This window comes from Actinomyces oris (assembly GCF_006546825.1).
GTDB classification, from domain to species: Bacteria; Actinomycetota; Actinomycetes; order Actinomycetales; family Actinomycetaceae; genus Actinomyces; species Actinomyces oris.
In genome coordinates, this window is the sequence record NZ_VICC01000001.1 from 254,539 (window position 1) to 269,417 (window position 14,879).

General features: G+C 70.9%; 10 protein-coding genes and 1 tRNA gene. 2 read left to right on the forward strand and 9 right to left on the reverse strand.

The window, feature by feature from the left end; genetic code table 11:
• Positions 1-227 precede the first annotated feature (227 nt).
• The 6 genes from FK267_RS01135 to serS form a co-directional block, all read right to left on the reverse strand.
• Entirely contained in the window at positions 228-1,871 is a 1,644-nt protein-coding gene (locus FK267_RS01135) for a DHA2 family efflux MFS transporter permease subunit (RefSeq protein WP_232622466.1), read from the reverse strand.
• A 237-nt stretch (positions 1,872-2,108) separates the two neighbouring features.
• Positions 2,109-2,194 (reverse strand) — tRNA-Ser (locus tag FK267_RS01140).
• Positions 2,195-2,486: 292 nt separating this feature from the next.
• Positions 2,487-3,836 (reverse strand): AGE family epimerase/isomerase, encoded by a 1,350-nt coding sequence (locus FK267_RS01145; RefSeq protein ID WP_141405887.1) that lies wholly within the window; start codon positions 3,834-3,836, stop codon positions 2,487-2,489.
• Positions 3,837-3,981: 145 nt separating this feature from the next.
• Complete coding sequence (locus tag FK267_RS01150; RefSeq protein WP_141405888.1) at positions 3,982-5,643, reverse strand: ABC transporter substrate-binding protein; 1,662 nt, start codon at positions 5,641-5,643, stop codon at positions 3,982-3,984.
• Positions 5,643-6,776: an HAD family hydrolase gene (locus FK267_RS01155; RefSeq protein WP_141405889.1), complete on the reverse strand. Its 1,134-nt coding sequence runs from the start codon at positions 6,774-6,776 to the stop codon at positions 5,643-5,645. Before FK267_RS01155 ends, FK267_RS01150 begins: the two co-directional genes overlap by 1 nt.
• Before the next feature lie 11 nt (positions 6,777-6,787).
• Positions 6,788-8,068 carry a serine--tRNA ligase gene (gene serS / locus FK267_RS01160; RefSeq protein WP_141405890.1) on the reverse strand — a complete coding sequence of 427 codons (1,281 nt, stop codon included), beginning with the start codon at positions 8,066-8,068 and terminating at the stop codon, positions 6,788-6,790.
• A gap of 560 nt (positions 8,069-8,628) precedes the next feature.
• Here serS and FK267_RS01165 point away from each other — a divergent pair.
• Positions 8,629-9,573, forward strand: a complete 945-nt coding sequence (locus tag FK267_RS01165) for a hydrogen peroxide-inducible genes activator (RefSeq protein WP_070511153.1) — start codon at positions 8,629-8,631, stop codon at positions 9,571-9,573.
• Between the two features lie 107 nt (positions 9,574-9,680).
• Positions 9,681-10,901, forward strand: a complete 1,221-nt coding sequence (locus FK267_RS01170; protein ID WP_141405891.1) for a diacylglycerol/lipid kinase family protein — start codon at positions 9,681-9,683, stop codon at positions 10,899-10,901.
• Between the two features lie 38 nt (positions 10,902-10,939).
• Here the strand turns inward: FK267_RS01170 and FK267_RS01175 are convergent, their stop codons facing one another.
• The 3 genes from FK267_RS01175 to FK267_RS01185 all read right to left on the reverse strand — a co-directional run bounded on the left by FK267_RS01175 (position 10,940) and on the right by FK267_RS01185 (position 14,813).
• Positions 10,940-12,334 carry an amidohydrolase gene (locus FK267_RS01175; RefSeq protein ID WP_141405892.1) on the reverse strand — a complete coding sequence of 465 codons (1,395 nt, stop codon included), beginning with the start codon at positions 12,332-12,334 and terminating at the stop codon, positions 10,940-10,942.
• Positions 12,335-12,543: 209 nt separating this feature from the next.
• Entirely contained in the window at positions 12,544-13,401 is an 858-nt protein-coding gene (locus FK267_RS01180; RefSeq protein ID WP_198498115.1) for a hypothetical protein, read from the reverse strand.
• Positions 13,398-14,813, reverse strand: coding sequence for an LssY C-terminal domain-containing protein (locus FK267_RS01185; RefSeq protein WP_232622467.1), 1,416 nt, complete (start codon positions 14,811-14,813; stop codon positions 13,398-13,400). The genes FK267_RS01180 and FK267_RS01185 overlap by 4 nt, the downstream gene beginning before the upstream one ends.
• Between the last annotated feature and the right edge of the window lie 66 nt (positions 14,814-14,879).

A 14,879-nucleotide genomic window follows, 5' to 3' on the forward strand; every position in this document is an offset into this window, starting at 1 on the left:
TCCTCCAGATGACTGGGGCACGACCTCAGTCATCTGGAGGAAAGGTACGTTCCGGGCGCCGAACGCAGTCCCCGATTCAGTCAGCCGGCCCCCTCCGCTCCCGCCAAAGCCGACCAGGACCAGCACAGTCCCATGAAGCCATGGGGCCGACGACGCCGCAGACCCCGCACCTCCTCCACGGGCGCAATCGGCCAGGTCCCGGCCGGCTACTCCACGAGCCTCGGGGGCTACTGGCCAGGAGTTGTGCATAATGCAAGAACCCCCGTACCTCGTGGAGTGCACCCACCCCTCGTCCAGTAGGTCCCGACCCTCGTGCATTGCGCCCTGGTGAGGTTGGGACCCCCGTGAGCGGCCTCGCCCGAACACAAGTAAGCCCTCGGCAGCACTCTGACGTGAAACCGCCTCAGTCCATTGCCGACACCAGCGACCTCGGAACGAGCGAATACACAAAGAGACCGATAAAAAAACAGCAGCAATGGAACACTCAGCACCCACGCAACGGTCGACCTTGATAGCCCCAGCGGGTCGAACTCGGTAGGCGCGGCAGCGAGCACCTGTATCAAGAGCCCGACAACAGCTCCCCCTAGCACGGGACCGGCTTGGCGAAGGACGTTGAGAAGGGAGGACGCAGCACCGAACTCGTCACTCCTCAGTGCGGCCATACCTACTGTCGTCAGTGGCGCCATCAAGAAGCCATTTCCGATGCCGAAAACGATAGTCGCACCCAGGAACCACATCCAAGAAACCCCAGTAGCGGCAATCAGTATGCTCAGGGCGGTTCCCATCGCGGACGCCCCGAAGCCGATCTGTAGGACGAGGCGGGCCTTCCCTTCATCAACCCAGCGGCCCGCAATAGGTGCTGTGACCACGGACGCAATCGACGCTGGCGCAAGAGCAACCCCCGCCCAGAACGCCGTTTGCCCCATCACGGACTGAATGTAGTTCGATACGAGAAATGTCAAGGCGAATACACCAAGGGCCACAATTAGACCGAATACGGCAGCAGTGAGGAACCGCGGATTCTTGCGAAGAGACTGCGGAAAAACTGCGTACGCCGGATCCGCGCGGCGTTCATACCGGAAGAAAGCAAACAGGCAGAGCACAGCGAACGGCAGGCAAGCAATGGTCAGCGGGTCCCAGCCCGCATGGGGGCCTTGCAGGCTTCCATAGAGAAGTGCCACAAGGCCGATGCCCGCAAGAAAGGTTCCCACGAAATCAACCCTCACGGACCGGACCACCTCGATCGGAAGACTTCTCATGCCCAGAATCACGACAAGAACAGCAATCGGAAGGTTGACGAGGAAGACCCAGCGCCAGCTGAGCCCATCAATCAATACTCCGCCAGCAAGGGGGCCGACGACGGACGCAGTTCCTGCAATTGACCCCCAGATGCCGACTGCGCGCCCACGGATATTTTCAGGGAAGGTGACGCCGATGAGCGTGAGAGTCTGCGGTACCAGCATGCCGGCACCGAGCCCCTGAAGGAACCGGCTGGCGATCAAGACGAACGGAGAGGTCGCGGCACCGCAGGCGAGGCTGGCAACTGCCAAGACGATCGTTCCCAGGAGGAAGAGGCGTCGGTGCCCGAATCGGTCACCTAAACGACCTGACGGGATGATCGCCAGTGCGAGGACGAGACCGTAGCTGTTGACCGCCCAGAAAACCTGTGCTGTGGACGCGCCCAGGTCCCGTGTCAGCGAGGGAACTGCGAGGTTAATAATTGTCAGATCGAGGAGAGCGATGAAGTACCCACCAGCCAACGCGCACAACCCGATCCACTGCCGAGCGCTGACTGTTATGTCTAGAGAATCTTCCGTCATGTCCCCCCCGTTCGTCAGTTCGGTATCGCGGAAGGTGTCTCTCTTGGTCATCACAGTGTCGTCACCACATTAAGGTCGAGGCCTCTCCCCAGCTCTCCCACTATTGACGTAGATGCCATTGCTGAGATGGCTGACCGCTGCGTCAGACCGATGCGGGACTGGCTCTCGAGCTGGAGAATCATCAGGTTGCACTCGATGGCCGCCGAGCTCACCGGCAACGAAAACGCCGCCACACTCACCCAACTCATAACACCTCGGTGAGTTTTAGTTGGTACTGCGGTACTTGAGCGGAGAGGGAGGGATTCGAACCCCCGGTGCGCCAGGCGCACAGCGGTTTTCAAGACCGCCACATTCGGCCGCTCTGTCACCTCTCCAGGCCGCACCCACCGGGCGCGACAAGCATAGACCCTACCATCCCGGCGGGCCCGCGGTCACTGCGAGCCCACCGGCCCGAGCCCACCGGTCGCCGACGGCGCGGTCGTACCCCTCACCCGCCTAACCAACCTCCCCGATCAGTACACCTAACTCGCGCCGGATCCGCGCGTTCGTACCGTAGGTGCCGGGATCGTACCCATACCCCTCGACAGCGCGACCTACCCTACGAACGCGCGGCCCGGCCGCACCGCTGACCCGCGGCCCAGCCCGGCCCCACCTCAGCACCGGCCCCTAGGCCCGCCCGAAGAACCCGCGCCGGTGCGGCTTGCTGGCGCGCGCCGGGAGCAGGGAGTTCGGCTCGTCGAGCCGCCCCTCGGCCAGGGCCTGCCCGATCGCCGGCCACACCGGCAGGCGCGCCATGAGGGTGGCCTGCAGGGCGTGGTAGATGTCCGGGTGCCCGGCCCAGGTGCGGGTCGAGGGCCGGTTGTCGCGGTCGAGCTCATGGGTCCACACGCCGGGCGCCTCGATGAGGAACTCCTCGGCGTAGTCGATCCAGGCCCGATAGCAGTGCTCGTAGTGCTCGACGTCGATCTCCCCGCGACCGTCGTCGAGCAGGGCCTGGCGGATGGCGGCCGACGCTGAGATGCCCTCGCAGACCACCCAGTGCATGCGCTCGTGCACCACGGGCTTGCCGTCGAAGTCCGTGGTGTAGACGAAGCCGGGGGCGCCGTCCACGCGCCAGCCGTCGGTGCGGGCCTGATCGAAGATGTGCTCGGCGGCCTCCAGCATCCACTCCGGCGCGCTCATGGAGCGGTTGATGAGCGCCCCGCGCAGCTGCACCGTCAGGCGCGCCCACTCCAGCCCGTGGCCCGGCGTGACACCGTAGGGCCGGAAGGGGTGGGCGGGCTCGTCGCGGTTGTAGTCCAGGCGCGGTTCCCAGGAGGCGGAGTAGTGCTCGGGCAGGCGCCAGCCGTGCTCGCGGGCCTGGACGTTGACGGCGAAGTCGGTGATCTTCAGGGCCCGCTCCAGCCAGCGCACCTCACCGGTGACGTCGGCGGTGGCCAGGTAGGCCTCCACCGTGTGCATGGCGGCGTTGATGCCCCGGTAGTCCTCGGGGTCGGTGAAGTCGGCGGCGTAGGACTCCACCGGCATCTGCTGGCCCTCGTCCCACCAGTAGCGGTCCTGGATCTCGATGGCGTCGCGCAGCAGCTCATGGGCGCCAGGCCGGTCGGCGGCTGTCGCGGTGGCCGCGGCCAGGAGCACGAAGGCGTGCTGGTAGCACTCCTTACGGGCGTCGCCATCCACCGGGACGCCCTGTCCCTCGGCGTCGGGCTCGGGGCCGATCGCCGAGTACCAGCCGCCGTTGACCGAGTCGCGCAGGGGTCCGTTGAGGGCGCGCACGCCGTGGTCGGCGTAGCGGCGGCAGCCGGGAATCCCCATGAGTGCTCCCAGGGAGAAGGCGAAGGTCATGCGACCGGTGACCCACAGCTCAACGGGATGGGCGGGGTCCACCTCGCCGTCCCGACCGATCCACCCGAATCCAGTGGGCACCTGCGCGGCGCGCGCATAGTGCAGCAGCGCGTGCGTCTCGTAGGCCAGCCAACGCTTGTGCTCGGGGGCGCCGAACCATCCCAGTCCCATGAGTCCTCCTTGAATCGCTGGGGATCCAAGGCTATCGACCCGCCTGACGCGGATCAATGCTCCGTAGCGCTCGTGAGCGGCTCACTCCCACCCGACGGCGCCCCGCCCGAGACCGGCTGCACGGCCCGGCACCCCGCCCGGGGGGCTATTTCTGCTTGGGCCAGGCCGCCTCGGCCTGCTTGAGCGCCTCCTTGGGGGTCACCGTCCCGGTCGACCACCGGCTCAGCCCGACCCACAGGGCGCTGCTGCCCACACCCACCGGCATCGAGTCCGAGGCATCCATCTCCACGGTCGTCTGGCGTGACTGGAGCAGCCTGGTGGCGCGCCGGCCGACGTCGCTGGGCGCCAGGTCCGGGTCAACACCCTGGTTGGCGGTCGCCACCCCGCCCATCGCCATCCGCGTGCGGGCCCACTCCTGTGAGGTCAGGTACTCCATGACCGCGCTGACCGCGTCCGAGCGGGTGAAGGCCACGAGGTAGTCGGTCCCCACCAGTACCGATTCCGAGCCGCGGTCCGCCGCCGGGGTGACGAAGGCCGAGACCTTCGTTCCAGATGAACCCGCCGTACTCGTCGTGCCCGCTGCGGTAGCCGTGCCCTTGGCCGACGCCGTCGCCCCGGTTGCCCCGGCCGTCCCGTCGCTGCCGGCGGTGGGGCTCGCGGTCGGGCGGGGGGCCTGGACCGTCACCGGGTTGGCGCCGTCGGCGTCGGTGATGACAGTGCCCTCGGGGAAGCGGCTCTCGAAGGAGGAGGAGGCGTGCAGCATGAGGCAGCTGCCCTTGGCCAGGTCGGCCCCGGCCTGCGCGGGGGTGCGGGAGATGACCGAGCCGCGCCCACCGACGACGCGCCCGTTGTCCAGGACCAGGGAGTTGACGGCGCCGAGGGCCTCGACGGCGTTCGAGGAGTCGACGGGAACCCGGTGTGAAGCCCAGGTCTCGTAGACGCCGGGCCCCTGGGTGGCCAGCAGGGCGTCCTCGAGCCAGTCGGTGAGGACCCAGCCGGTGGACTCCCCGTCGGCGGCGCCCACGCACCAGGGCGTCACGGAGCCGTCGGGGTGGTCGGAGCGGATCTTGCTGGTGAGGGCCTCCAACTCGGCCCAGGTGTCGGGCACCTCGTAGCCGGCCTTGGCGAAGGCGTCCGGCGAGTACCACACGAGGGACTTCAGCGAGACCATGAGCGGGGCGCCGTAGGGCACGGAGGCGTGGATGCCGACCTGGATCCAGTGCCGGTCCCAGCCGGCCTCCACGTTGCTGTTGACCTGGTCGGGCAGCGGGTGGACGACGCCGGTGTCGACGAGCTCAGCCACCATGGCGGGCTGGGGCACGATGGCCAGGTCCGGCAGGTTCTCCGGGTTGTCCTGGCTCGACGGCGAGGCCCCCGAGCTGGTGGACAGGTTGGCTCCTGAGCCGTTGAGCAGCTGGGAGCGCAACTCGGTGGTGCCGGTGTGCTCGACGTTGATGCCCGTGCAGCTCTCGAACTCGGCCACGGAGGCCTCGAAGCGCTCGGCCTCGGTGCCGGTCAGGCTGCTGGAGATGGTGACGGTGGCGCCCTTGTGGCCCTGATAGGCCTGGTAGGCGGCGCAGCCGGTGGCCGACGTCGAGCCCGTCCCGCCGGCTGAGCAGGCGGCGGTGGCGGCGGCCGCCAGGGTCAGGGTGCTGGCGGCGGCCAGGAGGCGGCCACCTCGGCGCAGCCGACGGCGCACGCGGCCCCGGCCGGGAGCGCTCGCCCCACCGGACGGGCCGGCGGCGCGAGCGGCGTGCTCCTCGAGGATGGAGTTGTGCTGGGAGACAGGGAGGGGGGACTGTCGCATCAAGGGTGCCTTACTCGTTCGATGAGGGCGTCCAGGACGGCCGCGCAGCCGTCCCGCCACACGGGCTCGGTCAGGATATCGCCGCGGTCGCGCACCCACTGCGGTGCGCTGCCCATGACGACGCCGGCCCCGGCCCACTCGATCATCTCGACGTCGTTGGAGCCGTCCCCGACCGCCAGGACATGGGTGGAGTCGGTGCCCAGGCGGGCGATGAGCGCCTCGAGGGCGGAGGCCTTGGTGACGCCCTCGGGGGCGACGTCGAGCCAGGCCGTCCAACCGATGGCGTACTCCACCGAGTGCAGCCCGGAGTCGGCCACGATCTGGGAGAAGCGATCCACGGGCATACCCGGGGCCCGCAGGACGACGCGGGTGACCGGCCGGGAGACGAGCTCGTCGAAGGTGACGACCCGCTGGTCCTCGATGAGCTCGCCGTCGGGGAAGAGCCGGGAGACCTTGAAGCCGACGCCGGGGTCCTCCACGGCGAGGATCCCGTCGGGCACGGCGGCGTGGAGGGTCTCGATGGCGGCGCGAGGGTCGAAGGTGCGCGAGTCGACCACCTCGTAGCCGCCGGGGGCGTCGGGGTCGAGCCGCAGGGTCATGGCGCCGTTGGCGCACACCATCCAGCCGGTGGACAGCCCCAGGTGGCGCACCACCGGCATGGTGGCGGCGATCCCGCGGCCGGTGGAGATGACCACGGGGACCTCGTGGGCGCGCAGGCGGGCGACGGAGGCCATGACCCGCTCCGAGACGTGCCCGTCCATGTCCAGGATGGTGCCGTCGACGTCAAGGGCGACGACGAGCCCGTGGCCGGGTGCGAGCCGGGCACCGCCGGCGGCCTCCAGGGCGTCGAGGTCCCGCATCCGGTCCTGGACGAGGGCGTGGTACTCCTCGTGGTCCAGGGGCCGACGACGCAGGGCGCGCTCGCCGCCTGCCACGGTGCGGTCGGCGCCGTCCTCGAGGTGCTCGAGGTACTCCGTGGAGCCGCCCAGCTGGGTCAGGGGCTGGCCGGCCGGGGCGATGCCGGTGGCGGGGTTGACGGCCGGACCGTTGCCGGTGGGCTCAGAGCCGGCGGGCTCACCGACGGCGTCGGTCTCACGGGCGGCCCCGGGGCTGGAGGCGGGCGTGGGGTTCACGGGGCCGGTCCTCAGGCGGTGACGCCGACGGGCTCGATGACCTCCAGGCCGCCCAGGTAGGGGCGCAGGCCCGTGGGCACGCGCACCGAGCCGTCGGCCTGCTGGTGGTTCTCCAGGATGGCGACCATCCAGCGGGTGGTGGCCAGAGTCCCGTTGAGGGTGGCCACAGGGCTCGTGCCGCCCTCGCGGCGCTCGCGCACGGCCAGGCGGCGGGCCTGGTAGGTGGTGCAGTTGGAGGTGGAGGTGACCTCCATCCAGCGCTGCTGGGTGGGCAGCCAGGCCTCGCAGTCGAACTTGCGTGCGGCGGAGGAGCCCAGGTCCCCGGCGGCGGTGTCGATGACCCGGTAGGGCAGCTCGACCAGGGCCAGCATCTCCTCCTCCATGGCCAGGAGCCGGGCGTGCTCGGCCTCGGCGTCCTCGGGGCGGCAGTAAGAGAACATCTCCGCCTTGTTGAACTGGTGGACGCGGATGATGCCGCGGGTGTCCTTGCCGGCGGCCCCGGCCTCGCGCCGGTAGCAGGTGGACCAGCCCATGTAGCGCTTGGGCCCGGCGGACAGGTCAAGGATCTCGTCGGCGTGGTAGCCGGCCAGAGCCACCTCGGAGGTGCCGGTGAGGTAGAGGTCGTCGGCGGGCAGGTAGTAGATCTCGTCGCTGTGGGCGCCCAGGAAGCCGGTGCCGCCCATGACCTGCGGGGTGACAAGGGTGGGGGTGGTCATCGGGGTGAAGCCGTGGGCGACGGCGGCGTCCAGGGCCGCCGTCATGAGGGCCAGCTCCAGGCGCATGCCCCAGCCCTTGAGGTAGTAGAAGCGGGCCCCGGAGACCTTGGCACCACGGCGGGTGTCGATGATGTCCAGGCCCTCGCCGATCGCCAGGTGGTCGGCGGGCTCGAAGCCCTCGGCAGCGAAGTCGCGGGGCCGGCCGCCCTCGTGGCGCAGGACGACGTAGTCCTCCTCGCCACCCGAGGGCGCCCCCTCAATGAGGTTGGCGAACTGGCGGGCCAGGTCGTCGAGCTCGGCGGCGGCGACCGAGGAAGCGGCCTCGGCGGCCTTGACCTGCTCGGCCAGCTCCTTGGCGTTGGCCAGGATCGCGGGACGCTCCTCCGGGGAGGCCTTCCCCACGGACCGGGAGACCTGCTTCTGCTCGGCGCGGAGGTTCTCGAAGGCGGCCAGCGCCTGACGGCGGGTCTCGTCGGCGGCGATGACGCGGTCGACGAGATCGACGTCGGCACCACGGGCTCGCTGGCTGGCGCGGAAGGGCTCGGGGTTCTCACGAAGCGCACGCAGGTCGATCATGGTCCCGAGTGTAGTCAGGACCGTGGCCCAGACAGCATTCGATCAGCACCTGAGCCGATCCGGGCCGCGAGCGCGGCGGACGGCGCAGACCGGGAGAGCCGGGGACGACCAAAGTCACGGGCGAGTGGCTGAGCCAACACTCGAGGCCGCAGCGGACCGGAATCGACGTCAACGCCCCAGCGCCCACCCCGCCGTCGGGGCAACCCGAGGGCCTGGAAACCCTGGAATCATCCGGGAGATTGGATGGCCGCGGCGCGAGTCCGGTGAGGCCGCGCCCCATACACGCTCGCCCCCACCCGCACTACCGCCCGATGGCGAACGTGACCCACTTCCCTCTTACCAACGCAATCCACCTGTGAATAGAATCCATTTCAATCGGTGCACCCTATCGTTCCCGACGGTGTTTCCGAGCCGCCACGTCGGAGGCTCGCCCACACCACCCACGCACCACTCTCCCCACCACCTCCCGGCTAGTCGTCTGTCCCCGATTTTCTGTCACTCCGTCATATCAGGCTCGCCGACCGCCATGAATGCGGGCCCCAACCACAGGACCACAACTCATGCCGACCACATCATCTCCGTCCTTCTCCCAGCTGAGGGCCTTCGTAGCGCTGTGCGACCACCAGCACTTCGGCGAGGCCGCCACGGCGCTCGGCGTCAGCCAGCCCAGCCTGTCCCAGGCCATCACCGCACTGGAGAAACGCGTCGGCGGCGAGCTGGTGGAGCGCACTACCCGCCGCGTCCTGGTCACCTCCCTGGGCGAGGCCCTGCTGCCCTACGCCCGGGACGCCGTCCTGGCCGCCGAGGCCTTCAGTGAGGCCGCCTCCAGCCAGGGCGCCGCCCTGAGCGGCACGATGCGCCTGGGCATCATCCCCACCATCGCGCCCTACCTGGCCCCCGTTCTCATCGACGGCTTGCGTGAGGCCCTGCCCCAGATGGACCTGGACCTGCGTGAGATGGTCACCGGGGACAACCTCGACCAGCTCGCCCAGGGGCGCCTCGACGCCGCCATCATCGCCCTGGAGGACGACCTCCAGCGCACCACCGCGATCCCGATGTTCGACGAGCCGCTCGTCGTCCTCACCGCCGCCGGCCACCCCTGGGCCGGCCGCACGGACGTGAGCCCCACCGAGCTCGACGACCAGCCCCTCCTCCTGCTCGACGAGGGCAACTGCCTGCGCGACCAGACCCTGGCCCTGTGCCAACGCTACGGCTCCCAGCCCCCGGTCGCGGTGGCCACCACCCTGTCGACGGTGACCCGCATGGTCGCCCACGGCTCGGGCGTGACGATCATCCCCGAGGGGGCACTCCAGCTGCTGACCCCCTCCTCGGAGTACGGCATCGCCCGTTTCGGCGACGAGTCGCCGATGCGCCGCATGGGCCTGGTGCACCGGGTCTCCTCCTCCCGCGGCGCCGACTTCGCCCAGCTGGCCGAGCTCATCTCGCGCCTGGTCAAACAGGCCAACCTGCCTGTCACCCCCGTCACGGCCCCGGCTGCGGCCTGAGCTGTCCTTGGAGGCTCCCCTTGCCGGCGGCGCACACTCGATTCCTTTCCGCTCGACAGCGCCCCGCAAGCCGTGACCCGGGCCGCCCAGGCGACTAGCCTGCCCCTATGACGGGCGGCACCGACGGCGGCACCCGGGCGACGACGCGCACCGGGCGGCCACTGGCCTGCGTCGTCGTCAACCCCTCCAAGCCGCGCGCCACCGCCGCGGTGCGCTCCCTGCTGGAGGGCGAGCTGCGCGAGGCCGGCTATGCCGGGCCCGTGTGGTTGGAGACGAGCGTCTCCGAGCCCGGCACGATGCAGGCGCGCCTGGCCCTGGCGGCCGGGGCAAGCCTGGTGGTGGCCGCCGGCGGTGACGGAACGGTGCGCTCGGTGGCGGCCGGCCTGGCCGGCACCGGCGCCCAGATGGGCATCGTCCCACTGGGCACGGCGAACCTGGCGGCCCGCAACCTCGGGGTGCCGGTCGGGGACGCTCGGGCCGCGGCCCGAGTGGTCGCCCACGGCATCGACCTTCCCGCCGACCTGGCCTGGGTGCGTACCGAACCCTGGTCCGACCCCGGCGCCCTCCCCGACCCGACACCGCCAGGTGACCCCCGCGGGCGGGCCGACTCCGCACCCTCCACACCCCTGACAGGCCGAGCCGCAGCAGCCCCGCCGGACTCCCCGCCCGCAGCGGCCGACCCGGCCGACTCCCGGCAGCTGTCGGCCGAGGCGGCCCGGGCCGTGCACACCATCCAGAGGGCGACCCGCCGGCCGCATCAGTGGACCCGACCCACACTCGGCGACGAGCACGCCTGCATGGTGGTGGCCGGGATCGGATTCGACGCCGGACTGGTGGCCTCCACGCGCCCGGCCCTCAAGGCGAGGGTCGGTTGGGGCGCCTACGCGCTGGCGGCCATGGAGAACCTGGGCTCGCCGCGCATGGACCTGGTGCTCAGCCTCCTGGACGAGGCCGGCGCGCGGCGCGTGGAGCGCCTGCGGGCCCGCAACCTGCTGGTGGCCAACGGCGGCCGGCTCCCGGCCGGAATCACCCTGCTGCCGCAGGCCCGTACCGATGACGGCCTGCTCGACGTCGCCGCCATCGACACGGTGGCGGGCCTGGCGGGCTGGAGCTCACTGGCGCGCCAGGTGCTGCCGCCCTACGCGGCGCACTACTCCGAGTCCGGCCGCTCACTGGGTCGGGTGATGCTGCGCCGCGGCGGGGAGGTGGCCGTCCAGCTCTCGGCACCGGCCCTGGTAGAGGTCGACGGCGACCTGCTGGCGCCCACGCAGAGCATGCGGGTGCGGATCGACCCCGGGGCGCTGCTCATCCGCCGCCCGGCGGCCTGAGAGCCGGGGCGGCCTGGGAGGCCCGGGGCGCGGCCGCCTCACTCCTCCCAGAAGTCGGCGACGTCGATCGCCCCGCCGGTGGCCTCGAAGTCGGCGCGCACGGCCCGGCGCAGCTCGGCGTCGTGCAGCCAGTCCAGGGCGACGGCGGCCAGCCCGTAGGCGCCGTCGAGCGCGGCCGCGTCCCCGGTGGGGGCGCCGGCGGCCTCGGTCATGGCGGGGGTGTGGAGGGCGACGTCGGGTCGGTCGGTGACCTTGATGAGCGGGTGGATGCCGGGGATGCGCTGGGACACGTTGCCGAAGTCGGTGCCGGCGGCGATGGTCTCGGGCAGGACCCCGGCGGCCAGGGGGTCGCGGCCGCGCTCGCGCTGGGAGCGCACCCAGGAGGTCAGCAGGGGGCCGTTGTCGCGGACGGGGACCTCGTTGCAGTACTCGGAGGTGAGGATCTCAACGCCCGTGCCGGTCATGAGGGCGGCGCCGTGGAGGACCTCCTCGACCCGCTCGGCGATCTCCTTGAGGGTCTCGAGGTACTTCGAGCGCACCATGATGGACAGCTCGGTGCGCTCGGGGATGATGTTGGGGACCTGTCCGCCGTCGGTGATGATGGCGTGGAGGCGGTCCATGGGGAGCATCTGCTGGCGCAGCAGGCCGATGCCGGTCAGGGCCAGGGTGGCGGCGTCCAGAGCGTTGCGGCCCATGAAGGGCTGGGAGGCGGCGTGGGCCGGCACGCCGTGGAAGATGACGCGCAGGCGCCGCACGCCCAGCCAGGTCTGGTGGGTGACGTCGTGGGCGTAGGAGTGGGTCTGGATGGCGGCGTCGACGCCGTCGAGCATGCCGCGCACGGCCAGGATCTCCTTGGCGGTCGAGTTCTCCTCGGCGGGCGTGGTCTGCAGGACGACGCGGCCGGGCAGGGCGCCGGGGCGGGTGCGGGCCAGGGCCGCCAGGGCGAGGAACGCGCCCACGGAGTTGGCACACATGACGTTGTGTCCGCAGCCGTGGCCGATGCCGGGCAGGGCGTCGTACTCGGCGAGGATGGCGATGGTGCCGGCCGACTCGCCGGAGCCTCCGGCCGCCGCGTCCGCGCCGCCGCCTCCGGGGATCTCGGCGCGCAGGGCGGTGTCCATGCCGTAGACGCCGACCTCGGGCTCAATGCCGTGGCGGTGCAGGAGCTCGGCGACCGTGGCCACGGCGTGGTGCTCCTCGTAGCCGGTCTCGGGGTGGTCGTGGATGTCGTGGGAGAGCTCGACGATCTGCGGGGCCAGCTCGGCGACGGCCTGCCCCAGGGCGGCGCGCAGAGCGGTGGGGGCTCCGGCGTCGTCGGGCAGGGCCGGTGCCGGACCGACGACGCCGCGGCGCTCCTCGGTCTCGGCTCGCATGCGCTCCTGGATGGCGCCGGAGGGGACGGTGGGGCGGGTCAGGTCGTTCAGGTCGCGCATGGCTCTATCTTGGCCCAGCCGCCACCACTACGGGAGCCACCGCCCCATCGAGGACTTACTATCGGTACCAGGACTGCGTTGTCCCCCAGATGACTGCGGGGAGATCCCAGTAGCCTGGAGGACAACGCAGTCCTCGATCGGAAAGTACGTCCTCGGCGCGAACCGCAGCCGCCACTCCGGCCCAGCCCGGCCTGCGGCCCGCCCTCGGCTCAGCCGGCTTGCGGCAGGAGGATGGAGGCCCCCAGGGCGAAGGGGTAGCCGGGTTTGAGGATGCACTGGACGACCGGCTGCGCCATCTCCAGGACGCTGTCGGCGTCGAGGCCCTCCTCGCCGTTGGGGCCGGCCTCGGCCACGAGGTCGGAGTAGGGGATGGTGAGGTCGAGCAGGGCCATGCCGTCCCGGTGGGTGGCGGAGTCCCAGGCGCCGCCCTCCATCTCCTGCAGGGTCCCCAGGTGGAAGCTCATGACGCCGTGGTCGTCGACCTGCGCGGGCACGGACAGGATGTGGTGCGGCTCGGGGTCGCGCGGCGCACGCAGGGTGAACACGATGATGCCGCCGTCGCGGGCGGCGCGCAGCATGACGCGGCCAATGTGGATGCCGAAGCCGACGATATCGAAGACCCCCTCCATGGCCTCCGCGTAGCTCAGCGGCTCCTCCAGGGGGATGGGGGCTCCCTCACCGGGGTCGTTGATGGCGCGGCGGCCCGACGGCGTGGCCGCCTTGAGCAGCAGGAGGCGGCCGGCGTCGGTCAGGACGCCGGTCTCGACACGCTCCTGCCACCCAGCCGGGGCCTGGGCGGGGCCGGGCTCGGACTCCACCAGCCCCATGCCCAGGACGGTGGACAGGTCGGTGCCGTCGGCGGGCCGGTGCCAGGTGATGGTGGCGTCGTCGTGCCAGATGGGCAGGACCCCGTTGAAGGGGATGCCGAAGCGCACGTGCTCGCGCTCGCCGTCGACGGGCCGGGAGTTATCGACATGACTGACGTGGCTGGTGTGCCGGCCGGACCGACCCTCCGGCCCTGCGCCGCCGGCACCATTGTCCTGCGGTCCTGCCAGGTACTCGCTCATGAGCCCAGCCTAACTGCCGCTCGGTCGCCCCGTGCACTCGTGCGGCCGGCAAGCCGCTCCTCCTTGCGGGCGTGCTCCCACTGGTGGACCTGCCGGGCCGAGAGCGCCAGCAGGGCCAGGACCTGGAGCGCACTGGTGACGACCAGGCCGAGCGTGGCCTGCCGGACCCCGAGGCTCGAGACTTGAACCATGTCAGTGGCGATACCCAGGACGAGGGTCGCCATGAGGGCGATGCGGCCACGCGGGTGCCCGCGCCAGGCCGCCACCCCCAGGGCGGCGGTGATGAGCGTCAGGCCACCGGACACCGTGGCGATGAGGGCGACGACGGCGGTGACCGCCCCCGGGTCCTCCTCCGGGAACGGGGCGGCCTCCAGCAGCTGGGTGATGTCGATGCGGGCCACCCGCAGGATCTCGACCGCCACCATGAGCCCGATGAGTGCCAGGGCGATGACGAGCTGGCTGGGGCGGCGGCGTCGGGCCTGGAGGTCGGCCAGGCGGGCCTGCTGCAGGGAGAGCCCGGCATCGGATCCGGGGACCACCTCGTTGAGGTCGAGCACGTGGAGGGCGCCGTCGGTGACCACCCGGTCCCCTCCCCCGTTCTTGTCGTGGTAGGAGGTGAAGACGTCCGGCCAGATCTCGAGCTCGGCGGCCTCGTTGGCCCAGCGGACGTCGTCGACGACGTAGTTGCGCTCGATGTCGATGTCGGCGTCGATCTTGTGGGTGACCTGGAGGGTGAGGGCGCTCAGGCCGACGGCGCGGTCGTAGGTGGCGGCGGCCAGCCAGTCCACGTGCCCACCGCCGGGTAGCGACCAGCCGGGCGGGCAGTACCAGAAGCGGATGTGGTGGCGCTGGGCGGGGTTGCCCTCGACCTCCTTCTGGTAGGCGAAGCTCTGCTTGCGCCCGAAGAGCATGAGGTTGGAGACGGGGGCGGCCGGGTAGGAGCGGCGCAGCAGCGAGGAGACGATGATCCTCCAGGAGGTGCGCAGGGTGATGGGGTCGGCGCGCACCCAGCCGGCCGCGATCATCGCCTCGTGAATATCCTCCTCGTCGCCCTTGACGGCGAGGTTGACGGGGTCGCCCAGGAGCCCGTCGGGGGTGCGGGTGCGGCCGATGAAGTAGTCGGGGACGTAGAGCCAGGTGAGGACCTGGTGGAGGCGCGGCAGGGCGAGGTAGGCCAGGACCGCCCAGAACAGCAGGGAGTTGACCACGAGCACCGGATCGAGGTGCCAGCCCGAGCCGATGAGCAGCCAGGCCAGCCAGAGCGTGGCGACGGCGGCGATGGCGAAGAAGACGGCGTCGAGGACGTCGTCGATGCTCCAGGATCGGGCGTCGACCTCCGACATCTTGGACGGGCCGTCCCGGTAGACGGGCGGCGCCGTCGGACGGGGGCGAGTCACCTCGGATGGCGTCATGACAGCACGCTACCGAATACCTCTGACGTTGGAGGCAGGCCGTACCGCCATCAGCCACCCCCTCAA